This is a genomic window from Lacticaseibacillus styriensis (genome assembly GCF_030770295.1).
Lineage (GTDB): Bacteria > Bacillota > Bacilli > Lactobacillales > Lactobacillaceae > Lacticaseibacillus > Lacticaseibacillus casei.
The window spans coordinates 351752-375012 of sequence record NZ_CP132483.1; the positions used below are offsets into that span (position 1 = coordinate 351752).

Here is a 23261-nt window from a genome sequence, read left to right on the forward strand (position 1 = left end):
AACGCGTTTTGAAGCGATATCATCGCCACACATTCAGCACTTGGGGGAAAGCACAATGAAGATCGAAATGAAGAAGATCACCAAGAGCTTTGGTGCCAATCAGGTTTTGAAAGGGGTGAATTTTACTGTCGAGTCCGGGGAGGTCCATGCATTGATGGGCGAAAATGGCGCCGGCAAGTCGACGTTAATGAATATTTTGACGGGACTTTATCCGGCGAACAGCGGCGAGATTCTCGTGGATAGTCAGCCCACAACTTACTCTGGACCGATGGAAGCCGAGCAGCATGGCATCAGCTTTATTCATCAGGAAATGAACAATTTTCTTGAGATGTCAGTGGTCGACAACATGTTTTTAAACAAAGAGCTGCGTAATAAGTTTGGCTTGATGGATAGCAAAGCGATGCACGATCAGGCGGTTCATTATCTAAGTCAACTTGGTGCCAAATTTGATGTCGATCAGCCAATTGGCAACTTAAGCGTTGGTCGCCAGCAAATGGTGGAAATAGCCAAATCACTTATGACCGACGCCAAGATTATCATCATGGACGAACCGACTGCCGCGCTGACCGAGGCAGAAATAGACCAACTTTTCAGTGTCGTGCGGCGACTCAAAGCTGACGGGGTGGGATTCATTTACATTTCCCACCGCATGGAAGAAATTTTTGAGATTGCCGATAAGGTGACGGTCATGCGGGACGGGCTGTCTATTACTGAATACGCGACCAAGGAAGTGACCATGAAGCAGCTGGTAAAAGACATGGTGGGCCGCGAGATTGACGACTTTTATCCGGATCGTACGCCCAACTTTGGTCCGGTGGCAATGGAAGTCAAGCACCTGACCGAAAAAGGTGTGTTCAACGATGTGAGTTTCAGTGTACGGCAAGGCGAAATATTGGGGTTCTCTGGTTTGATGGGCGCAGGGCGAACCGAGATTATGCGTGCCATTTTCGGGATCGATAAGTATCAATCCGGGGAGATTCTGTTGGATGGGCAACCGGTCAAAATTCGCGATCCGCAAGATGCCATTCGCCATAACCTTGGCTTCTTGACGGAAAATCGCAAGGATGAAGGACTCATTCTGGATGATTCACTACACGACAATATCGTGTTGCCTTCAATTGACGGCTTCGTTAAACACGGCTTGGTGGATGAAAAGGCCACCGATGATTTTGTTCGGATGTTAATGAAAAGGCTTACAGTCAAAGCAATGGGTCCTGAAGTCACTGCTGGCAGTTTGAGTGGCGGGAATCAGCAAAAAGTGGTTTTGGCAAAATGGATCGGTTCCGGATCCAAAGTCCTGATCCTCGACGAACCGACCCGCGGCGTGGATGTCGGGGCTAAACGCGAAATCTATGACTTGATGAATGAGCTGACGGATCGGCATGTCGCCATCGTCATGATCTCCAGCGACTTACCGGAAATTTTAGGAATGAGCGATCGAATTGCAGTGGTCTATGAAGGACGTATCACCGGTATTTTGGATGGTAAAACGGCAACGCAGGAGTCGATTATGACTCTGGCAACAGGAGGAGTGGAAGAACATGCAGGCGCAATCTAAAACCAAAGCTGCTGGCAAATTAGACGTTAAAAAGATTTTTAGTCGCTTAGGGCCGCTGCTGGCATTGGTCGTGCTGGTGATTCTTGTTACCATCATGAGTCCGACTTTTGTGTCACCGGCAAACCTGTTGAATTTATTGCGGCAGGTGTCGATTAATGCTGTCATTGCCTTTGGGATGACCTTCGTGATTCTGACTGGCGGCATTGACTTGTCGGTTGGCTCGATTCTGGCGTTGTCAGGCGCCGTTACGGCATCCATGTTGACCAGTGGCTTTGCTGCACCGTTAGCACTGGCAGTCGGATTGATCCTAGGTGCAATTTTCGGCTTATTTAATGGCATTCTTATCGCATACGGTAAAGCCGCACCGTTTATCGCCACCTTGGCGACCATGACGATTTTCCGCGGCGCCACGTATGTCTTTACGAATGGGAACCCGATCACTGGCGCCAAAATGAACAATAGCTTTCTGTTTCAGTTCATGGGTCGCGGGTACTTGTTCGGTATTCCGTTCCCGATCATTATCATGATCGTGGTCTATGGCATTTTGTTCGTACTGTTGCACAAAACCGCTTTTGGTCGGAAAACCTATGCACTGGGCGGTAACGAAACAGCTGCACGGATTGCCGGTGTGCGGACAAAAGTAGTCACCATGCTTATCTACACGATTTCCGGGTTAATGGCCGCGATTGCCGGGATTATTCTCACATCGCGGCTGAGTTCGGCGCAACCTGATGCTGGCACGACTTATGAAATGGATGCTATTGCGGCCGTCGTGCTTGGCGGCACCTCGCTAGCCGGAGGGAAAGGTCGGATTTTTGGCACGCTGATTGGTGCGTTGATCATCGGTACGTTGAATAATGGGATGAACCTGCTGGGTATCTCTAGTTTTTATCAGCAGATTGTCAAAGGGATTGTGATTCTGATTGCGGTGCTGCTGGATCGGCGTTCTTCTAACAATGGGTAACAAATGTGGATGCAAGGTCCTTGGGGAAAAACAAAATTTAGGAGGATACAAGAAAATGAAACACTCGTTCAAGCGCTTTTTGATGGTAGCAGTTGTGGCTGCCGCAGCTATTTTCACATTAACGGCATGCGGCAACACCGGTCTTGGCTCAAGTTCTGATAGTGGCAGTAAAGTAACCAAAAAAGCACCAAAAGATTTGAAAGTCGGTGTGTCACTCTCAACATTGTCCAATCCATTCTTTGTTTCTGTCCAGAACGGCATTCAGGATCTGGCCAAAAAGAACAAAACCAATGTGCAGATTTCGGATGCTCAAAACGATACGGCTAAGCAGAATAACAACGTTGAGGATATGATCCAAAAGAAAGTTGATGTCCTGATTATTAACCCGGTCGATTCAAGTGCGATTACCCCAGCCGTTAAAGATGCCAATGATGCTGGTATTCCGGTGATCACCGTTGACCGGTCCAGTGATGGCGGGAAAGTTTTGACACTGGTCGCTTCTAACTCTGTCAAAGGCGGGCAGATGGCGGCGAAGTATTTGATCGATAAGCTAGGTAAAAACGCTAAGATTGCTGAATTACAAGGGATTCCAGGAGCTTCAGCAACCCGTGAACGTGGTAAAGGGTTTGACGCTGCAGCAAAAGGCCAGCTGGATATTGTTTCCAAGCAAACAGCCGGTTTTGATCGTGCTAAAGGTCTGACCGTAACAGAAAATATTTTGCAAGGTAATGGCGATATCGTCGGTATTTTCTCGCAGAATGATGAAATGGCATTAGGCGCTGTGCAAGCAGTCAAGGCCGCTGGCAAGAAGATTACCATTGTCGGGTTTGATGGCGAAGCGGATGGCATTAAGGCAGTTAAAGTCGGTGACATGGCGGCAACTGTTGCCCAGAAGCCGGAAGAAATGGGTCGGTTGGCGTTACAAGCCGCTTATGACCACTTCAATGGCAAGACAGTGAAGAAGAACATTGAATCACCACTCTCACTTGTCACGACAGAAGATGCGAATAAGTAAGCGTCATGTTACGCTTGAAGCTAATCGTGAGCTAGCAGTCGAAAAAAGGGCCGGTGCACGGTCCTTTTTACTTATTGGATATTGGAGGAAATATGATGCCTAATCATGTTGTTGTTATCGGTAGTATCAATGTCGATGCTATTTTGCACATTCAGCGGCTGCCAAAGCCTGGCGAAACCATGGAAATGGACGCCTTTTCGCAAGCGGCTGGCGGCAAAGGGGCTAACCAAGCCGTTGCGGCGGCGCGATCTGGTGCCAAAACCAGCTTCATCGGTCGGGTCGGTGACGATGCCAATGCGGCCTTTATGCGTGGTGAATTAGTTAAAAATAAAATCGATACGCAATACGTAACCACAACTAGCGGCGAGCAAACCGGACAAGCTTATATTTTGCTGCAAGCGTCCGGACAAAATTCCATTATCATTCAGCATGGGGCTAATTTCGATCTGACCCCAAACGATGTGCAAAAAGCGGCAACCTTTATTCAAACCGCCGATTTTGTGGTGGCCGAGTTGGAGACCCCGGTAGACGCAACGACGGAAGCCTTTAAGATCGCTAAAGCAGCCGGGAAGGTGACCATTTTAAATCCGGCGCCGGCGCAAAAAGACTTACCGCTAACGTTGTTGAAAAATGTGGATCTCATCACACCGAATGAAACCGAAAGTGAATTGATCACAGGCATCCCGGTGACAGACGAAGCCAGCATGCGGGCCTCGGCGGCGTATTATCATGAACTGGGTATTCGCGGCGTGATCATCACATTGGGCTCGAAAGGGTCGTTCATTTCGCTTGATGGGCAAGCAACCATTGTGCCAGCCTTTAAGGTGAAGGCTGTTGACACCACGGCGGCAGGTGACACGTTTATCGGCGCTTTGGCCAGCGTCCTGCAGATCGATCTCAAAAATATTGTCGAAGCCGCCACCTATGCCAGCATGGCCAGTTCGTTTACGGTTCAGAAGTTGGGGGCGTTCCCGTCGATTCCGCTCGGGGATGATGTTAAGGCGGCGTTAGATAAACTTAAATAATTTATTCGTGGTAAATTATCAAATGAAAAAATCGCGTTGATCTCTCATAGCTTTGAGAAATCAGCGCGATTTTTAAATGGATGGAACTTCCATTAAATTAATACAGACTGGCAACATATGGTTTCATGGCAGTCACAACTTCGCCGCTGCCGGTACCTTCAATCAGCGCGACGGTCAGATAGCTGTTCTTGTCAGCATCCATAGCAACTAGGAAGCCATTTTCTTTGCCATCGGTGTCTTGCTTTTGCTTGAGTTCGGCGGTGCCGGTCTTGGCGGCGATGGTGTGGCCGTCGATGGCAAGATCATGCGCCGTGCCGGTTGGATCGGAAACGACATGGGTTAATGCTGTTTTTACGGTATTAGCCGCGTTGGCCTGCAAGACGCTGGTACGTTTGCCTTTGGTGTCTTGGATGAGGGTCGGTTGCTGCATGGTGCCGCCGTTTGCGATCGCACTGTACATGGCTGCCTGTTCGATCGGTGATAGGAGTAGTTGTCCTTGACCGTAAGCCGTATCGGCTAAAAGTGTCTCGGAAGCGAGCTTGCCGGAGTTGGAGATCTGGGCTTTTTTCATCGTCAGTGGTAAGTCGGCCTGGGTCTTGAAAAGTGGTTCGAGTCCTTTGAGGTAAGCTGAAGCGCCCATTTTCAAAGCGACTTGGGCGAACCAGATGTTGTCGGAGTTGACCAAGGCTTGGGTCATATTCTCCGGCGAAGCATCGACGGTCCGCGTCACCTTGTAGTCACCCCAAGAGGCGTCCTTCTGCCACTTGAGGCCGGAAATCGATTTGGTTGTGTCTGGCGTAATCGTCTTGTTTTGTAAGGCAATGGCCGCTGTCAGCATCTTGAACGTTGAACCGGGAGCGTAACGCTGAGAGAAGCGGCTGAGGAATGGTAAGGATTGATTGTTGGCGTACTTATCGTAATCCGTCTGACTGATCCCGTTGACGAATGCGTTCGGGTCGTAACTAGGCGCACTGGCCAGCGTCAGCAGTTCGCCATTTTTCGGGTTCATGGTCACCACACTGCCGGATTTGCCGGCGAGTTGGTTATAAGCCGTTTTCTGCTGGTCAGCATCAATCGTCAACTTCAGATTCTTGCCGTTCACCGCCTTTTTGCTTAAAAGTGGGTGAACGTTGCTGCCGTTTTGAATCGAAATGGTGCCGCCATCGGTTCCGCGCAGTTGTTTGTCGTAAAGTTGTTCCAAACCGGTTTTGCCGATTTTGCTGTTGGCAGTCAAGGTCGGATCTTTGCGGATATCTTCCGCAGTTGCCGTGCCGACGTAGCCGATCAACTGCGCGGCGGCTTCGCCCAATGGATAAGTGCGGGAACCGATTGTCTGGTAGGCGGCACCGGTTAATGTCGGTGAGTCGGTGACGATTTTAACTGGGACAAACGTGTCATTGGTGACCCAGGATTGCTTGAGTAACGTTTCGAGGCTGGTAACTTTCACGTTCCACGCCGCGGCAATTTTCTCGAGATTGGTCGTGCGTTCGTCGCCACTGCCCAACTTACCCGGAACAAGTCCAGCCTGCGTCACATCGCCATTCTTAGCGAGCGGTTGGTCGTTGCGGTCGAGAATCTGGCCACGCGTGGCTGCGGTGACATCAAGTTGCACCGTGTCCTTGCCATCCATTGAAGGAAAGAGCAGTCTTGGCGCCCAGCGGATCAGCCATTTGTTGCCGGTTTTAGCGATGTATGCGTCATAATGCTGGGTATTCAATTTGCCAACTTTGGTATTCATGGTGGCATCAAATGTCATTTCGTAGAGCTTATTGTTCTGCTTTTTGGTGGTCACCTTGCTGATTATAATGTTGCTGGCACCAACCCGATCGAAAACGGCCTGATTGCGGGCAACCAATGTTTTAGGCGTATAATCCCAGCCCGGTCCGGAAAGGTGCTTGGTATCCACTTGCTTGACGGCCTTGGTATATTGGCGCTTGGCAAATGCTTGCGTATACGCTTGGGCCGTGGCCTGAACCGCATCAGCTTCGGACTTGGCTTGATACCAGTGATAAAAGCCAAAGCCGCCGCCGATAATGACCACGGCGGCAATGACACCGCCAATCACGGTGAGGGTCGTTTTTTTCATTTCTAATTCTCCATTCTGAGCGTTCGCCGACTCTTGCGTCGGTGAACGCATTGTGCATGTCCTAAAATCCCAACAAGGTCATTCTACGCTTCGAACTGAGCAGAGGAAACTTTGGAAAACTAAAAAATGCCTTAGAGAAAACGAATGTTATCTCTAAGACTTGTCTATTGACGGGCATTGACGGCAATAGAAATTCTCACAATTAATGATGATCGGCATGTAAGTCCTTTCGAAAAATTTTCAATGAGTTGAATGTTTTCATCTACCCAGCTTGAATCTCCAGCTTCACCAGTTGCTCAATTTTTATAAAACTATCTTCAAAATAAAGTATTGACGAATTTATAAACTTAGGTTAGCCTAACTTTAGTACGTAACCATTACGAATAAGGAGGGATCGCCATATTAAAAGTCAACCACATCACCGTCAGCTATCAGCGGAATCTCAATGTTGTCGAAGATGTTAGTTTTGAGGTGAAGGAAGGTGAAATCGTTGGCATTATTGGGCCAAACGGTGCGGGTAAGTCCACATTAATCAAAGCGATGATGGATCTTATTCCGCATCAAGGCAATGCGGCGATGGACGGACAGTCGTTAGCGAAACATGCCCGGAAGATCGCGTACGTCCAGCAAAAAAGTAACATTGATCTGACGTTTCCCATCACTGTGCGCGAATGTGTGGCACTGGGTCTGCAGGCGCATGCCAATATGTTCGGCTACACTGGAAAAAACGAAGGTAAAGCGATCGCGCAGGCACTGGAAATGGTGGGCATGACGGATTTTGCCAAACGTCAAATCGGGCGGTTATCGGGTGGTCAATTGCAGCGCGTTTTGATTGCCAGGTGTCTGGTTCAGGAAGCCGACCTGATTATTTTGGATGAACCGTTTGCCGGCATTGATAACCGCAGCGAGTCGGCCATCATGATTGTTCTGCGAAAGTTACGGGCGGAAGGAAAGACCATTTTAATGGTGCATCATGATTTAAAAACCGTTCGCTCATACTTTGACAGTGTCGTGATGATGAATGTCCACATGATCGGGGCAGGTCCGGTTGCGACAACCTTTACGGACACGAATCTTGAGCAGGCGTATGGATTACCGATGCATGTCAATCGGGGAGGGCAGTGATGACACTTACTTTTTGGCACGATCTAGCTGAGTTTCACTTTTTGCAGAATGCCCTGCTGACGTCCATCACGGTTGGCATTGTTGCCGGAGTGATCGGAAGCTTTGTGATCTTACGCGGGATGTCCTTGATGGGCGATGCCATTTCACATGCAGTTCTTCCTGGCGTCGCGGTTTCTTTCTTGGTCGGTGTGCCGACAGTAGTAGGCGCCGCAACTTTTGGCATTGCGGCTGCGATATTAATTACCTTGATTCGCCAACACAGCTTGATCAAAAGCGACACCGCGATTGGCATTATTTTCAGCTCATTTTTAGCACTAGGGGTCATTCTGATCGCACTGGTTCACACAACCACCAATCTGTTTCATATTTTGTTTGGGAACGTTTTGGCCGTTCAAGACAAAGACATGTATTTGACAATCGGGATTGCGATCGTCGTCATCACTTTGGTTGTGCTATTCTTTCGCCGACTTCGATTGACATCCTTTGATCCGGTGATGGCGCAGGCGATGGGAATTCATACCAATGCCTACCATTATCTGTTGATGGTGATGCTGACGCTGGTTGCCGTTGTATCGATGCAAAGTGTCGGCACGATTTTGATTGTGGCTTTATTGATCACCCCGGCAGCAACGATTTATCTTTTTGCCAATCGGTTACGCACCATGGTCATCGCTTCCGGTGCGCTGGGCGGCCTGATTTCTTTTGTCGGGTTGGTGATTGGTTACTCGTTTAACATCGCAGTCGGTTCCTGCATCGTGCTTCTCGGTACATTTGTTTTCATCGTATGTTTTCCATTTTCCAAAAAGCAGAACTTAATCAAACTACCTATTGGAGGAAGATCATGAAAAATAAGAACCGTAAAAGAGTCCTCGTACAAGCAGCGATCGTTGTGACGGCACTTATCGGGCTGACGGCTTGCGGCTCCAAAAGTAAAAGTTCGGACAAAGCGGCTCCGGCAGGGTCAAAAATTTCGATCGTTGCCACGGATACGATTATTGGCGACATTGCTAAAAACGTGGCCAAGGATAAAGCCAAGATTCACGTGATCGTTCCGGTGGGCCAGGATCCCCATGAGTATGATCCGTTGCCTGCGGATGTGTCGGCGACCGGGAAGGCGGATGCGATTTTTTACAATGGGATCAATCTCGAAAATGCTCCCGGCGCGTGGTTTACCAAAATGATGAACAACGAAGGCAGCAAAGCAAAGGCTAAGGCAGTGGCGGTGAGTGATGGCGTGGATGTGATTCACTTGCAAGGTAAAGGCGAGTCTTCGAAACAGGATCCGCACGCTTGGCTGAGTCTTGCCAACGGGATGATTTATACCCGTAACATTGCGAAGAAACTTGAAAAAGTCGATCCGAAAAACGCGGCTTTTTATAAGCGGAATGCGGCCACCTATGAAGCCAAGCTGAACAAGCTGCACCAATCGGCTAAAAACAAGTTTGACAAAATTCCGGCTGAGAAGAAGTTGATCGTCACCAGTGAAGGCTGTTTCAAATATTTCAGCAAGGCCTATCAGATTCCATCCGCTTATATCTGGGAAATTAACACTGAAGAAGAAGGCACGCCGGAACAGATTTCGACGTTGGTTCGCAAATTAAAGGAGACGAAAACGCCGTCGCTGTTCGTTGAAAGTAGTGTCAATCCGAAACCGATGCAAACCGTCTCGAAGGATACCGGGATTCCGATTTACGCCACGCTGTTCACTGACTCCATTGCGTCCCCAGGTAAGACCGGTGACAGTTACTATGGGATGATGAAATGGAATTTGGAAAAGATTGCGGCTGGACTGGAAAAATAAGTTTAAGAAAGCCCAATGAGACAACGATCTCGTTGGGCTTTCTTGCGTTAAGAGCCAGAGTTTTTATAGTGGGGGTTCAAAAAAATATGGTTATATTTTTAAATTTGCTTGCGCAAGCAAATAAATGTCTCTATAATAACAACAGGAGGTGAGGCCGTGATTAAACGCTGGCTGATTCTCATCACCCTTGGTTTGTTCTTCTTTATGGTCATCATTGACGGGACGATTGTTGTCGTTGCCGTGCCGACCATTGCCAAAGATTTGGCGGTAAGTCCGAGCCAAGTGAACTTATTGTTGACGGTTTATCTCACAACGATCAGTGTTTGTCTGCTGTTCTTCGGGCAACTGGCTGATCAATATGGACGATCGCGCCTGTTCATTTGGGGCACGTATCTCTTTCTGATTGGTTCCGGTCTAGCCGGATTTGGTAGTCACTTTCAGCTGGTTTTGGCAGCTCGGGTTGTGCAGGCGGTCGGAGCCAGTATGACGATGGCGACGAGTTATGCGATTGTTGCCGACGTTTTCCCGCCTGCGCTTTTGGGGCGTGCGTTAGGGATCGAGTCGATTTTTATTTCGGCAGGGGCACTGGCCGGGCCGGGTCTTGGCGGCTTAATCTTAAGTAGGTTGCCCTGGGGCTACATTTTCTGGGTGAACTTACCCATCGGTTTGCTGTGTTTGTTAATTGAATGGGCCGTTTTCCCGAGAGTGACGGCAGCTTCAGGGAAAAGGAAGGCTGATCACCGTGGATTTCTGCAACTCATTGTCATTGGTGGGTTGTTATTGCTGCTTCAAATAAATCGTGTTCCACTACTGACAGTTGGGTTACTAGTGCTGATCGGCGGTGGCACCTACCTGTTTTGGCGGCATGAGCGGCAAGCGTCGGAAGCGATGCTGGATACGCGGCTGTTCAGGAACCAGCGCTTTTCACGGAATCTGGCGGCTTCGTTTTTGAATTATGTTGCGGCGTATTTTTTCACCTTGCTTGCGCCGATTTACCTGCAACTGATCCTGCGCGTGCCGGTTGCCGTGTCAGGGTATCTGCTGATGCTGACGCCGTTGACCGCATTGGTGGCCAATCCACTTGCTGGCTTCCTCACTGATCGCTGCGATCGACGGCGGCTCATGGTGGTCGGCTTGCTGCTGCTCGTTATCACGAACGCCGCCTTTGCACTGGTTCCCAACCAAAAAGTGCTCTGGCCGTTTGTCATCGTGTCCGTTGTCTTTGCATTAGGGACGGCCTTGTTCACGAATCCGAATAGCGTTGTGTTGATCCAAAGCGTCGATGCAAGCATGCGGGGACAGGTCGGTGCTGCCACCTCGTTAGCCCGTCAGCTGGGGATGAGTATTGGCAGTGCAGTTGCCGGCTTGGTCTTTTACCAAACGCTCGGTCTGATCCGTCCCAACGTCACTGCGGCTAATGCGGGAGCACCGGCGTTACTCACAGCACAATGCGTCAGTTTCTTGCTTGCGGCTGGGCTATTTTTAATTGCAGCCATGATTTTGGGAAAGAAGGTTAAAGATGCAAAAAGAACCGGATGAATTAATCGCAAGGGTCAATATTTTATCCCGGACCATCCAGCATGATCTGGATGCAGCGCTGGCTCCCACCACGCTCAATGCCAGTAACTACTATTTTATTTTGAAACTGGGAACCGTAGATGAAATGAGCCAGGAGACCCTTTTCAAAATGATTCACCTCAATCCCAGCAACGTCACGCGCAGACTGGCGCAACTGATCGCGTTGGGGTTCGTGGTCAAACGCCGCTCCGATGAGGACAAGCGGGCATGGGTCATCAGCCTGACGCCAAGAGGTCGCCGGCTAGTGCCCATGGTCAGACGTATTGTGACTGACTATGAAGCAACGCTGACAACGGGATTGAATGCTGCCGAGAAGGTCGCCTTTAAACAGATGCTTGATGTGCTGAACAAAACGGAAAAGGGGTCGGAACTTTGAGAAACGAATTCATGAACTTACTGCCTATTCCCAAAGATTTTTACGTGGTTGAAACCGATGTCCGCAAACGCAATAAGGCGCACGTCACGGTGGAACGGTACCAAAACACCGAGGACATCACACCTAACAACAAACATCTGACAGTGGTCACTGACCAAAAAGGCCACTTGATCAGCTTCAACTCAAGTGCCTTCAAAAACGGTGGGCATTTACCAGCCGCCGATAAGGCCTTGGAGCAGGCCATCACATTGTTCAATCAACTCGATCCCGACTACGCGGCCGGCTTGAGTTACATGCGCACCGAGCGGCAAGAACGGCATTATGAAGACAATGGCGTGCATGTCTCGGCACCGGTCTATTGGATCAAGTTTGCCCACCGGAACGGATCCTACAACTGGGTTACCATCGGACCAGACAACCAAGTGATCGAAGTCGAACGCGAGTCGTTGTGGGATTATTTTCGCAATCGGCGCGCGACGGAGATGTGGAACAACGATAGCTGGGTCTTGGCTAGAGAAGGCAAGGCGCCACAGTTGTCAGCACCGGATGCGTTGGCGTAACGAGGTGAGCGGATGGCTAAACCGGATTTTGACACACTGATCAGGCGATTGGGCGATTTGCAAGAAGAGGCTCGCCGTCTGGAAGAAGAGGACTATATCAGTGCACGTTACAAAGGGTATAGTTCGGAGGGCCTCACTTTGGAAGAGGTGATGGCGCGGTTGAAAAAGGTTGAACGCGAAATTGCCAAGTTGGAAGAGCGATTGACGCGTTTGGATGATGAGGTGTAGCGCGTTGTGACGATGGCTTAAGATGATCAAGTTAGCTTGATGCCTTGGGAAATGTTAGTCAACAGAAACGCGAGAAGATCGGGTTTAACGGCATGACTTGTCGTTGAACCCGATCTTTTTGATACGGTTTTAACTGGTCAGCGATGACTGCCAAAAGTTGTTTTGGGTCGGTCCAGCCAGCAATAGAATGACCCGTTTGCATATACATCGTTGTACCAAACGTTTACAAGGTTGCCGTGATCGTTTCGATGTCAGTAAAGTACAACGTTGCGTCTGGGATAGGTGAATTGACAAACGTGCTGATGGTGTCCTGGATGCTGTTGAGTTCTGTCTGCGACATTGGTTTTGCCTTTCTGTTGTGATGGCTGCGTTTCACGACCGCTGCGATTGGGTTCGTATGTCGTTATCATAAGCGAGTTGGGGTAGTGAAACAAGGTTTATAGATTAAGCGTCAAATATTGCGGAGTGCCTTAGTGGTATGTATTCAATGTACATATTTCCCCAAAATAAATATTCGTATGGATTGACGAAAACGAAATATACGCTATAATTTAAATACGATGAATAATCCAAAATTCGAATCTTATAAACGACCCAATGGACACGATGAATTCAAGGAATGGCTTTACGCACTTCCAGAGAAAGATGCTGCAAAACTTCTGCGAGTGATTGAAGAAACCGAAAAAAACGGAATGCTTGTCGCACAGCGTTTAAAATGGGTTAAGAAAATTAGCTCAAACTTGTATGAAATTAGAAGCAACGTAGCATCCAACATTCAACGGGCCCTTTATTTTCACGTCACAGATAATCGCTACATTATTACGCATGGCTTCACTAAGAAGACAAACCAGACTCCTGCAGCAGAAAAGAAACATGCTGAAGAGCTGAGGAAGGAATGGTACGCTCATGAAAATTGATGACATGATTAAGGAAAAACGTAAAAACCCAGAGTTCAACAAGGCATACGAAGCGGAGGGAGAAAAGCTTGCCACTGCGGTCGCACTTTATCATGCAAGAGAGGCTGCTGGTTTGACTCAAGCCGAGTTAGCTGAGAGAGCCGACACGACACAAGCGACTATTGCAAAAATTGAGCGGGGAGATAACGTCTCATTTGAGAAGCTTCAGTCTCTTGCCCATGCTCTGGGTAAAAAGCTTATCGTCAAATTTGGCTAACAGAATCAAGATCCTACCAAATGCTAGCACTCGACAGATCACCCACCCTATCAACACACTGGATGGGTGATTTTTGTCAAAAGCAGAAACGAATCCATCATGATCATTGCTAGAACCGTGTATGGTTACCGAACGCATCGTACAATATTGTCTGTTAGAGCTTTAACCATATTAAAATAGTTTTGACAAGGAAGGAGATGGACATTGTGCTCGAAGCACGTACTGTTCAGCTTGATAATTCGTTAGCATTAATTCTACCAAAAGGCAAAGGGTTCGCTGAGAAACAAATTTGGCTTCTTGTACCATTAGATAATGGTGAGCCTGGCTATACACTGATCCCTAAGCTTAAGGATCCATATGTAGGTAAAAAGAAGGGATCAATGTATGTTCCCGAAGAATGGCCAGACTTTGGCTATCGCAACGTGGAGTAGTATGACGAAATCAAAAATTTTTTCGAAAAAATTACGTTTGCTTTAGTTGACCAAAACTAGGTCTAACGATATTGTTTAATCAGGGTAGAGTACTGAATGTCATTCGAAGATCACCGCGGCTTAGTCAACCGCATATTGATAGATCGTTCGAATGCGTAGACGCCTTACAGCGTATTTGTAAGCATACTTGGCTACCGCTATAACTACTGCGGCAGTAACGGTGGCGGCTTCCTGACAATGGAAGCCGTTTTTTTGCAAAAAAGGTCCAATGTAGTCAGCACTAAACCTCTGCATGACTTACCGCATCGACCACAATCTGCAATATCTAACCCAACTTTTCCAAAAGTTGAGAAAAGCCCACAGCTTTGTTAACCTATTCACGTACATTAGTAAGCGCATTCAAAGAGGAGGACTTCTTTTGAAAAAGTGGGTTAAGATTACGGGGATATTGGTGCTGTTGAGCGTTATTTTGGTTGGCTGTAGCAGTTCGGCGAGTTCAAAATCCAGTTCATCAAGCTCGAAATCGAGCAAGACGACTAGCACTAAGGTGACAAGCGGTGCTTCGCAACAGACTTATACAGATCCCAAGATGATGAAGGGAAAGTATGACATTGTGATCGTCGGTGCCGGTGGTGCGGGGATGACGGCTGCGATTGAAGCCAAGCAGCAAGGCATGAATCCGGTCATTTTTGAAAAGATGCCGGTAGCTGGCGGCAACACGCTGAAGGCTTCGAGCGGCATGAACGCTAGCCAGACAAAAGTTGAAGCTGCCCAAGGCGTTAAGGATAGCAACGATCTCTTTTATGAAGAAACGTTGAAAGGCGGGGGTGGCACTAACGATAAGGCGCTGCTACGCTATTTTGTCGATAACTCTGCTAGTGCCATTGATTGGCTCGATTCTATTGGCATCAAGCTAGACAAGCTGACGATTTCCGGTGGGATGTCCGTCAAACGCACCCATCGGCCGCATGATGGTTCGGCGGTGGGTGGTTATCTGGTTGATGGACTTGTCAAAGAAGTCAAGAAAGAGAAGATTCCACTGTTCGTTAATACCGACGTCACCAAGCTAAATGAAACGAACGGGAAAATCAGCGGCGTGACCGTGAAGATCAACCAGGATAAAACCAAGAAAATTGCGGCTAAGGCTGTGATCGTCACGACTGGCGGTTTTGGCGCAAGCAAGCAAATGATCAAGAAATACCGTCCGGATCTCGCCAATTACGTCACAACCAATCAAGCCGGCGCAACCGGCGACGGCATTAAAATGATCGAAAAAGTCGGTGGTTACGCGATTGATATGAACAAGATCCAGATTCACCCAACCGTTAACCAAAGCAAACATATCCTGATTGGCGAAGCAACCCGTGGTGAAGGTGGCATTTTGGTCAACCAAAACGGGAAACGTTTCTATAACGAAATGAGCACGCGCGACAAGGTCTCCGCTGCCATTAACAAGCAAAAAGGTAAATATGCATGGGTTGTGATCGACTCAGGTGTGCGGCAGCGGTCAAGTGCCATTGACTTCTATATTAAGGATAAGCTTGATGTAGAAGGCAAAACGCTGGCGGAACTTGCCAAGAAAATGAAGGTTCCAGCCGCAACATTATCCAAGACTGTTGCTACCTGGAACAAGGCCGTCACCACTAAGAACGATGCTGAATTTGGGCGCACGACCGGGATGGATCACGGCCTCACCACTGGCCCGTACTACGCCTTCAAAATCGCGCCAGGTATTCACTACACCATGGGCGGCGTGAAAATCAACACCAAAACCGAGGTACTGACCAAGCAACAACAACCGATTCCAGCGTTATACGCAGCCGGCGAAGTCACCGGCGGCCTGCACGGCAATAACCGAATCGGCGGTAATTCCGTCGCTGACATCGTGATCTTTGGTCGGCAAGCAGGGACACAGGCGGCGGCTTATGTGAAGGCGCAGGAGTGATTTGAATGGATTAAGGGCGCTTCTCTTGATGAGAGGCGTTTTTTTGATGGGAAAATGCCAGCACCTGGCAAGGTTGTTCGCTAAGGCTGGCATTTTAAGCTTCTGTCTTTGGAATCTTGCTCAACGGTGTTTACGTGCCACGGCCTGGTGCACCAAAGAAATAGTTTTGTCGCTCTTCTTGCCCAAACGCCGGACAAGTTCAGTGAATAACACGTCAAAAATGGCAAACTGAGAGGTCATTGAAATCAGGGCATCCGAGCGATAACGCGTGTCTTCAGAAATGGAGAAAAAGACATTCTTCACACGTTTGGCTAGTGGGGAAGTGGCGTAACTGGTAATTGCAATCGTTGGAATGTGGTGAGCAGTCAGTAGATCTACTAGAGCCAAAATGTCCGTGTCATTTCCTGTGTGAGATATGACGATGGCAACATCAGATTTAGTGAGTTTATTGGCATCCATTAATTGCATATGGTAGTCGGCGTCTACAATGAGATTCAACGGCAATCTCAAAAAGGTATGGTAAGCGGCCTGCGCCAAAACATTGGAACTTCCAAGCCCGAAAATGGCCACCTTGTTAGCTTTTAGCAAGAGGTCAACGCTTCGATCAATCTGTTCCTGCGTCAGAAAAGACATCGTGCCTTCAAGAGCGGAAATGTTAGCGTTGATGGTCTTGCGTGCACTTGCAAGCGAATTGTCATCAGAGGTGACATCACCTTCAGTTTGGGCGTCGATTTCTTTGAGAAGAGCAAGCTTCAGCTGATCAAACGAAGCAAACCCGAGTTGGCGGCCAAATCGTGAGATGGTTGCGGTTGACACACCGATTTTTTTTGAGAGATCTCTCAGTGAAAAACCCGCAACTGCAGCATAGTTATGTCTGAAGTAGTCTGCTACATGTTGGCTGGCTTCCCCTAATGTTGGGTATATTTGTGAAATTCGATTGTCAAATGTGTCCATCAGAATCTCCTTGAAGTTTATTGCTTGATTTTTGCTGATGTAAGAGGTTACAATCACCATGAAAAATCGTTACGCGTAAAATTTGTTATATGTGTAACACTATATCATGCGTGAGGGGGTAAATAAAGTGGCTGAATTTAAGCTTAGTGCCGAAGACATTCAAATTAAGATTCATGCAGATTCTTGGCAGACTGCGCTGCGAAAAGCCGCTAAACCGTTAATAGATCAAGGCAATATTACCACGGACTACGTGGAAAACATGATTAAAGCGGTTATTAAGTACGGGCCTTATATTGTGATCGCTCCGGGACTGGCACTCGGACATGCTGAACCAGACGCGAGTGTTATCAAGACGGGATACGCAATTACAACATTGGCAGAACCAGTCACCTTTGGCAGTAAGGAAAACGATCCAGTTGATATTGTGGTTGTGTTGGCTTCTATCAATAGTACCGATCATTTGAAATTATTACAAAAACTCGTTGGCTTTTTGGGGAATGCGGACAATATCAAAGCGCTGCGTAAGATGAGCACGGAAAAAGATGCACTAGATGTTGTTCAAGCAATATCGAAAGGGTAAGTGGGCGACATGAAAGCTCTGAACTTCATCGTTTTTGAAATTTTAAGCAATCAGACCATTTTTCTTGGTTTGATCGCATTACTGGGGTTATTGTTACAACGCAAGAAGTTACCTCAGGTGATTGATGGGGTTGTCAAGACGGTCATTGGAATCACCGTTTTAGGCGCAGGGGCGGGTTTATTAATCAATTCCTTATCCCCAGTCGTGCAGGAGCTGAACAGTTCACTACACGTAAAAGGTGTATTGCCAACGAACGATGCGGTTTTCGGCGTCGTGCTCAAATTTGATGTTATTGCACGTAACGCAGTCATTATCTTCTTGTTGGCGTTCTTCCTGCACTTGCTTCTTGTTCGAATGACGCCGGGTAAGGATTTCAAAAATGTTTATCTAACCGCGCATCTGATGCTTTATCATGCGGCATTCATGGCTGTCACTTTGCCAGTTGTATTACATGCCAATGCATTGTGGACCATCATTGTTGGAACATTCTTGAATGCAGTGTACTACACTTATTCGCCTGCGATTACGCGTAAATTGGCACGCAGTTGGACGCATGATCAAATTACGTTGGGTTTCATGGACCAAGTCGGATCAATTCTTGCTCATTTTATTGGGAAGTGGGTTGGTAAACCGAATCAAGATGCTGATAAGTTGAAGTTACCTAAGTGGGCATCCATGTTTAGAGATTCAACAATCGTGTTGTTCTTTTTAATGCCGATCATCTTCGTAGGTATTGGTCTTGCAGTTGGACCCACAGGCATTACTAAGTTATCTGGTGGATCTAATTGGATTATCTGGTTAATTTTGCAAGGCTTCCAGTTTACCGCGGGCATTGTTATCTTGCTTTCAGGGGTTCGGATGTTCATCGGTTCGATTGTACCAGCCTTCAAGGGTATTTCAGATAAATTCTTGCCGGGATCGGTGCCGGCCTTAGACGCACCAACATTCTTTCCGTATTCCCCAATGGGCGGTATGCTTGGTTTCTTAGGTTCGACAATTGGAGCTATTTTAGTCACAATTTTGACAATCGTGCTACATGCACCGATTATTGTGTTTCCGTCGCCAATCATTATGTACTTTGACGGCAATGTGATGGGTGTCTTTGGTAACAAAGCAGGCGGTTGGCGCGGAGCGATCGCAGCTGGTTTCGTGACTGGTATGATTTCTTCGGCAGCCGTTATCCTGTTCTATCCATTGACCGGTGCAGTGTATGGCAGTGGCTTAACTTGGTCGAACATTGATTATGCCTTGGTATGGACGCCGGTCATGTATTTGCTTAAAGCGATTCGAATGCTATTTGGTTTTTAAAAATCAGGAGGTTTCATCATGAAAATTATTGCAGTTTGCGGCTTTGGTGTTGGTTCTAGCGTCATTGCGAAGATGAATATTGAAAGCATTCTCGATGAAGAAAACAAATCCGATGATGCAACAGTAGAAACTGTTGACTTAGGTAGCGTCAGCGGAACAGACGGGGATTTGTACGTCACGACAAACGAACTATTTGATCAAATTCCCGAAGACATTCAGAAAAAAACACTGGTGCTTTCAAACTTTGTTGACAAGGATGCAATCAAGAAGAGTTTGGATCCAAAGCTGGAAAATCTGGGCAAATTGTCATGAGAAGTTGATTTAAATGAAAACTACGGACGAGCGATTAACCGATATAACAGAAGATTCATGGATTAGAGAAACTTTTCCTGAATGGGGTAACTGGCTTAATGAAAGCATTGACCGATTTCAAGTAGCATCTAACCACATGCGTCTTTGGTGGTTAGGCAATATGGGTATCTGGATAAAGGATGCTCATCAGAATAACTTGGCAATTGATCTGTGGGCTGGAACAGGAAAACAGACGCATGATCTTTCCAAAAATGGTGAGCGTCATCAATGGCAGCGAATGTTAGGGGCTCAAAAGGCTCAGCCTAATTTACGACGCACACCTCAAGTGTTTAATCCATTTGCGATAACTGCATTGGATGCGCTCTTGGTCACACACTATCATCATGACCACTTGGATCGTAATGTTGCAGCCGCGATTATCAACAATACGCAAATCAAACCACCGTTTATTGGTCCGCAAGCAGTTGTTAATCAGTGGTTGGCATGGGGCGTTCCTGAAAGTCGTGTTAAAGTTGTCCATCCTGGCGATGTGTTCAACATTAAGAACATCCGGATCCAAGTCTTACCATCATACGACCGGACGATTTTAATTACTGATCCAGTGGGAATGGAGATTCCTGGCGATCGGCAAATACCAGATATCAATGAACGGGCGGTTGCCTATCTGATCACCACGTCTGCTGGCACCATCTACCATGCTGGAGATTCACATTACTCGGTTAATTTTGCTGATATAGGTAGACGATATTCCATTGACCTTGCGTTACTGGCTTTTGCTGAGAATCCAATTGGTGTGCAAGACAAGATGACTTCTGTTGATATTTTACGGGCAGCGGAGGCTTTGGGTACAAAGATTGTCATTCCGCTACACTGGGATGTTTGGACCAACACATTAGGGGATCCACGTGAAATACAGATGCTGTATCAATATAGAAAAGACCGGTTCCAATATCAGTTTCATCCCTTTATCTGGCAAATTGGCGGTTCATATGACTGGCCGAGCGACCGTGACTTGTCGGCTTATAATTATCCAAGAGGTTTTGATGACCGATTTCAGGGACCGGCAAATTTGCCGTTTGGTTCGTTTCTATGAATGTTGGAGGGTGATAATAACAGATGCAATCGATATTTGGTATCTGTTTTATGAATGAATTCTGTTGCATTATCCGAACGGTATGTTTGTTGATGTCCATATTAATTTCATTTACCACTGAGAAGAATCTTGTTTAAAAGTTAGCAATATCTAGTTTGTTAGTTCTGTGTTGGGAAGAGATAAATGGGATCATCTAGATGCCTAAACCGTGATTTAGGAAAAAGCCTCCTGTTATGGTTGGCTTTTTTATCTATAACTGGATTAGTAGTTTGCCAAAAATGATGTATCAGAGATGCTATACTGGAGCCACAGAAGGGTAGCTGGAAAAATATAAGTTTGGAGAGATTGAAGATGAGTTTGTTTAGTGAACGAGTACTAAATATGCGTGGCCTGCTGAATGACACCGAGGAAGAAATTGTACGCTATATTCAAGCGAATAGTAATGAGGTTGCCCATATGCCTATTGGTAAGCTGTCTAAAGCGGTTTTTGTTGCACCGAATTCCATTTCACGCTTGTGTAGGAAGCTAGGATTCAGCGGGTATGTTGAACTTAAGTTGTCGTTGGTAGACAAAGGCATAAGAGTTGACCGCCAGACAGCATTCGGTCATAACCAATTAGAGATATTGAATAGAAGTTTTTCCTTGATCAATGTAGCAAAAAATAATAAAGCAATTTCATTACTGAAAAAATCAGATAAAACTGTGTTTTTCGCTGTTGGCGAAACAGCCTATGTTGCCCATGGTTTTGCCTATATGATGAATGCAATTGATCAAAAATCTTATTTTTTTACATATGAAAATCAAGTTATTAGTGAAGTTGAAAAGTCACCAGGAGTTCTCCTCTTTATTGTTAGTCTTTCAGGAGTAACAAATGGAGTTTTGCGCGTGGCTAAAGCTGCCCAAAAGCAGAGGCAGAATTTGATTTCGCTAACTAATCTGGCGCATAATCCCTTGGCTGATATGGCAGATGTATCTTTATTTTGTTATGATCCTCCTCGTCGTTGGAACGGTTATAACATTACAGATAAAGCGCCATTGTACATACCCTTTGAAGCACTATTTGAACAATATCTGCAAGAACCCGTGTAAAAATACACACGAAAAAGGACAATAATGTGTATTTACGTGGCTAAATATCGATCTTTGAAAGCCCTTACAGAATACGTGATATGCTCTTTCCTGAAGAGGGAGGGAATTAAAAATGGACTTATCAAAGGCCACATCGACAGCGCTAATTTCTGTCAATGTTGATTTGAAGACCAAGGACAAGGTTTTCGATTACTTGATCAATAAGCTTTTTGATGCGGGAAAGATTTCATCAAAGGAAAAATTTCGACAGGCAGTTGACCAAAGGGAGCAAGAGTCAGTAACGGGGTTAGAGAATGGAATTGCGATTCCACATGGGAAATCTGATTCTGTTAATGAAGCTTCTTTCGCAGTAGTAAAGACGAAGCACCCTGTGACAGATTATGTTAGTTTGAATCCTGATAATCAGGTGAGGTTGATCTTTCTGTTAGCTATTCCTAGCAGTGAAGCTGGGACAACACACTTAGGTATTTTGTCTAGTTTAGCTACTCGTTTGGCTGATGAGAAATATCGTAAGGAGTTGATGGATGCAAAGACTCCAGAAGACATCATGAAATTATTGGCAACTGCGCCAAATAATCAGTCCAATGCGTCATCCAGTGAGTCGACCGACCGAAAGCGAAGTGCCAAAACATTCGTTGCCATCACTGCTTGTGCTGCAGGGATTGCCCACACCTATATGGCGGCGGAAGCCCTAAGGAAGGCAGCTCAAAAACGTGGAGTAACGATGCATGTAGAGGAACAGGGAGCAAAAGGAATAGAGGACCGGTTAACTAACCGTCAAATTAATGACGCCGATGCAGTGATCTTGGCGCATGATGTTGCGTTGAAAAACTTGAATCGTTTTTCGGGCATACCCATTGTTGACGTGCCAGTTGCCGATCCTATTAAAGATGCAGATGCCGTTTTAGACAAGGCAGAGATCGCCTCGCACGAGAGTGACCGAAGTGAACGCATTGAGTTGAATTCTGATGAACCCTCTGCAGATAACAAGACACTTTGGACTGAGATTAAAGATTCTGTGATGACGGGAATTTCATATATTATACCGATCATCATTGCTGGTGGTATGATTTCCGCAATTGCAGTGATGGTCACCCAGATCTTTGGCCTTCAAACAGTACTGGCAGATACCCATAGTGGGCTAGCTATGATTAAAACACTTGGTGGCAATATGCTCAGCATTCTTATGGTGCCGGTTCTGTCAGCATACATGTCATATGCTATTGCGGATAAACCCGGTCTCGGTCCCGGATTCGCTGGTGGTTTAGCGGCAAATACGATTAACAGTGGTTTTCTCGGCGGCATGCTTGCTGGGTTAATGGCCGGATTCCTTATGAAATGGATGAAAAAGCACATTCATTCCAAAGGTGCTTTCTCCGGGGTTATTACTTTTTGGGTTTACCCAGTTATCGGTTCTTTAATTATTGCGGTATTGATGTTGTTCTTGGTAGGACAACCTGTAGCATTCATCAACACGGGATTGATAAAATGGTTGAATGGCCTAGCTGGAACAAACGCCATTCTATTGGGAGCAATTCTTGGAGCCATGGTATCTTTTGATCTAGGTGGGCCTGTTAACAAAGCTGCTTATGCGTTTTGTCTTGGTTCAATGGCTAATGGTAATTTTGTGCCATATTGTGCTTTTGCATCTGTAAAAATGGTATCCGCATTTTCTGTATCAGCAGCTTGTATATTGCGAAGAGATCTTTTCACCAAAGAAGAGCGTGAAATCGGAAATCAAACATGGGTATTAGGCCTAGCAGGTATTACTGAAGGTGCAATCCCGTTTGCCATGTCTGATCCAATCCGTGTCATTGGCTCATTCATTACTGGGTCAGTTGTGACTGGGGCTATTGTCGCTTTTTTCGCTGTTGGTTTAGATGTGCCTGGAGCAGGTATCTTCTCAATGTTTCTTCTTCATGGCGGTGTTAGTGGTGTTATGAATGCTGTGATTTGGTTAGGTGCGGCTTTGCTGGGAGCTGCTATTTCAACGTTTCTTTTGATAGTTCTTCGTCAACAGAAGCTTAGAAAAGTTCGAGAGAATTAGAAGGGATGGCTAA

Annotated in this window: 23 protein-coding genes; 21 read left to right on the forward strand and 2 right to left on the reverse strand. The window is 46.7% G+C overall.

What is annotated here, in order from left to right; genetic code table 11:
* The first annotated feature begins 55 nt into the window (after positions 1 to 55).
* The 4 genes from LACSTY_RS01610 to rbsK all read left to right on the forward strand — a co-directional run bounded on the left by LACSTY_RS01610 (position 56) and on the right by rbsK (position 4562).
* Positions 56 to 1558, forward strand: coding sequence for a sugar ABC transporter ATP-binding protein (locus LACSTY_RS01610; RefSeq protein ID WP_087911453.1), 1503 nt, complete (start codon positions 56 to 58; stop codon positions 1556 to 1558).
* Entirely contained in the window at positions 1542 to 2522 is a 981-nt protein-coding gene (locus tag LACSTY_RS01615) for an ABC transporter permease subunit (protein WP_087911454.1), read from the forward strand. The genes LACSTY_RS01610 and LACSTY_RS01615 overlap by 17 nt, the downstream gene beginning before the upstream one ends.
* 55 nt (positions 2523 to 2577) lie before the next feature.
* The gene (locus LACSTY_RS01620) at positions 2578 to 3537 is read left to right on the forward strand and encodes a D-ribose ABC transporter substrate-binding protein (RefSeq protein WP_087911455.1); all 960 of its coding nucleotides are present in this window, start codon (positions 2578 to 2580) and stop codon (positions 3535 to 3537) included.
* A 95-nt stretch (positions 3538 to 3632) separates the two neighbouring features.
* Positions 3633 to 4562, forward strand: coding sequence for a ribokinase (rbsK, locus tag LACSTY_RS01625; RefSeq protein WP_087911456.1), 930 nt, complete (start codon positions 3633 to 3635; stop codon positions 4560 to 4562).
* Between the two features lie 97 nt (positions 4563 to 4659).
* On the opposite strand, the gene pbp4 is transcribed toward rbsK, so the two are convergent.
* Positions 4660 to 6648, reverse strand: a complete 1989-nt coding sequence (pbp4, locus tag LACSTY_RS01630) for a penicillin-binding protein PBP4(5) (RefSeq protein ID WP_087911457.1) — start codon at positions 6646 to 6648, stop codon at positions 4660 to 4662.
* Between the two features lie 399 nt (positions 6649 to 7047).
* On the opposite strand from pbp4, the gene LACSTY_RS01635 reads away from it, so the two are divergent.
* From LACSTY_RS01635 to LACSTY_RS01685, 11 genes are all read left to right on the forward strand, one after another.
* Positions 7048 to 7773, forward strand: coding sequence for a metal ABC transporter ATP-binding protein (locus LACSTY_RS01635; protein ID WP_162494876.1), 726 nt, complete (start codon positions 7048 to 7050; stop codon positions 7771 to 7773).
* Positions 7773 to 8618, forward strand: a complete 846-nt coding sequence (locus LACSTY_RS01640; RefSeq protein WP_087911459.1) for a metal ABC transporter permease — start codon at positions 7773 to 7775, stop codon at positions 8616 to 8618. The genes LACSTY_RS01635 and LACSTY_RS01640 overlap by 1 nt, the downstream gene beginning before the upstream one ends.
* Positions 8615 to 9574, forward strand: coding sequence for a metal ABC transporter substrate-binding protein (locus LACSTY_RS01645; protein ID WP_087911460.1), 960 nt, complete (start codon positions 8615 to 8617; stop codon positions 9572 to 9574). The genes LACSTY_RS01640 and LACSTY_RS01645 overlap by 4 nt, the downstream gene beginning before the upstream one ends.
* Positions 9575 to 9730: 156 nt before the next feature.
* Positions 9731 to 11113, forward strand: a complete 1383-nt coding sequence (locus LACSTY_RS01650; protein WP_087911461.1) for an MFS transporter — start codon at positions 9731 to 9733, stop codon at positions 11111 to 11113.
* Positions 11094 to 11528 carry a MarR family winged helix-turn-helix transcriptional regulator gene (locus LACSTY_RS01655; protein WP_087911462.1) on the forward strand — a complete coding sequence of 145 codons (435 nt, stop codon included), beginning with the start codon at positions 11094 to 11096 and terminating at the stop codon, positions 11526 to 11528. The genes LACSTY_RS01650 and LACSTY_RS01655 overlap by 20 nt, the downstream gene beginning before the upstream one ends.
* Before the next feature lie 11 nt (positions 11529 to 11539).
* Positions 11540 to 12088: a hypothetical protein gene (locus tag LACSTY_RS01660; RefSeq protein WP_410055331.1), complete on the forward strand. Its 549-nt coding sequence runs from the start codon at positions 11540 to 11542 to the stop codon at positions 12086 to 12088.
* 12 nt (positions 12089 to 12100) lie between these two features.
* The gene (locus LACSTY_RS01665) at positions 12101 to 12316 is read left to right on the forward strand and encodes a hypothetical protein (protein ID WP_010492819.1); all 216 of its coding nucleotides are present in this window, start codon (positions 12101 to 12103) and stop codon (positions 12314 to 12316) included.
* A gap of 560 nt (positions 12317 to 12876) precedes the next feature.
* Complete coding sequence (locus tag LACSTY_RS01670) at positions 12877 to 13233, forward strand: type II toxin-antitoxin system RelE/ParE family toxin (protein WP_049170576.1); 357 nt, start codon at positions 12877 to 12879, stop codon at positions 13231 to 13233.
* The gene (locus LACSTY_RS01675; protein ID WP_049170578.1) at positions 13223 to 13489 is read left to right on the forward strand and encodes a helix-turn-helix domain-containing protein; all 267 of its coding nucleotides are present in this window, start codon (positions 13223 to 13225) and stop codon (positions 13487 to 13489) included. Before LACSTY_RS01670 ends, LACSTY_RS01675 begins: the two co-directional genes overlap by 11 nt.
* Before the next feature lie 206 nt (positions 13490 to 13695).
* Positions 13696 to 13920 carry a transcription elongation factor GreAB gene (locus LACSTY_RS01680; protein ID WP_087913216.1) on the forward strand — a complete coding sequence of 75 codons (225 nt, stop codon included), beginning with the start codon at positions 13696 to 13698 and terminating at the stop codon, positions 13918 to 13920.
* Between the two features lie 418 nt (positions 13921 to 14338).
* Complete coding sequence (locus tag LACSTY_RS01685; protein ID WP_087911464.1) at positions 14339 to 15865, forward strand: flavocytochrome c; 1527 nt, start codon at positions 14339 to 14341, stop codon at positions 15863 to 15865.
* Positions 15866 to 15985: 120 nt separating this feature from the next.
* Here LACSTY_RS01685 and LACSTY_RS01690 read toward each other — a convergent pair whose 3' ends face one another.
* The gene (locus LACSTY_RS01690; RefSeq protein WP_225425936.1) at positions 15986 to 16879 is read right to left on the reverse strand and encodes a MurR/RpiR family transcriptional regulator; all 894 of its coding nucleotides are present in this window, start codon (positions 16877 to 16879) and stop codon (positions 15986 to 15988) included.
* A gap of 67 nt (positions 16880 to 16946) precedes the next feature.
* On the opposite strand from LACSTY_RS01690, the gene LACSTY_RS01695 reads away from it, so the two are divergent.
* From LACSTY_RS01695 to mngA, 6 genes are all read left to right on the forward strand, one after another.
* Positions 16947 to 17399, forward strand: coding sequence for a PTS sugar transporter subunit IIA (locus LACSTY_RS01695; RefSeq protein ID WP_087911466.1), 453 nt, complete (start codon positions 16947 to 16949; stop codon positions 17397 to 17399).
* A 9-nt stretch (positions 17400 to 17408) separates the two neighbouring features.
* A complete protein-coding gene (locus tag LACSTY_RS01700; protein WP_191981861.1) occupies positions 17409 to 18707 on the forward strand; it encodes a PTS ascorbate transporter subunit IIC in 1299 nt (432 codons plus the stop codon).
* Between the two features lie 18 nt (positions 18708 to 18725).
* The gene (locus LACSTY_RS01705; protein WP_087911468.1) at positions 18726 to 19019 is read left to right on the forward strand and encodes a PTS sugar transporter subunit IIB; all 294 of its coding nucleotides are present in this window, start codon (positions 18726 to 18728) and stop codon (positions 19017 to 19019) included.
* A 13-nt stretch (positions 19020 to 19032) separates the two neighbouring features.
* The gene (ulaG, locus tag LACSTY_RS01710) at positions 19033 to 20112 is read left to right on the forward strand and encodes an L-ascorbate 6-phosphate lactonase (protein WP_087911469.1); all 1080 of its coding nucleotides are present in this window, start codon (positions 19033 to 19035) and stop codon (positions 20110 to 20112) included.
* A gap of 351 nt (positions 20113 to 20463) precedes the next feature.
* Positions 20464 to 21201, forward strand: a complete 738-nt coding sequence (locus LACSTY_RS01715; protein ID WP_087911470.1) for a MurR/RpiR family transcriptional regulator — start codon at positions 20464 to 20466, stop codon at positions 21199 to 21201.
* Positions 21202 to 21313: 112 nt separating this feature from the next.
* Positions 21314 to 23248 carry a PTS 2-O-a-mannosyl-D-glycerate transporter subunit IIABC gene (gene mngA, locus LACSTY_RS01720; RefSeq protein ID WP_087911471.1) on the forward strand — a complete coding sequence of 645 codons (1935 nt, stop codon included), beginning with the start codon at positions 21314 to 21316 and terminating at the stop codon, positions 23246 to 23248.
* Positions 23249 to 23261 lie beyond the last annotated feature (13 nt).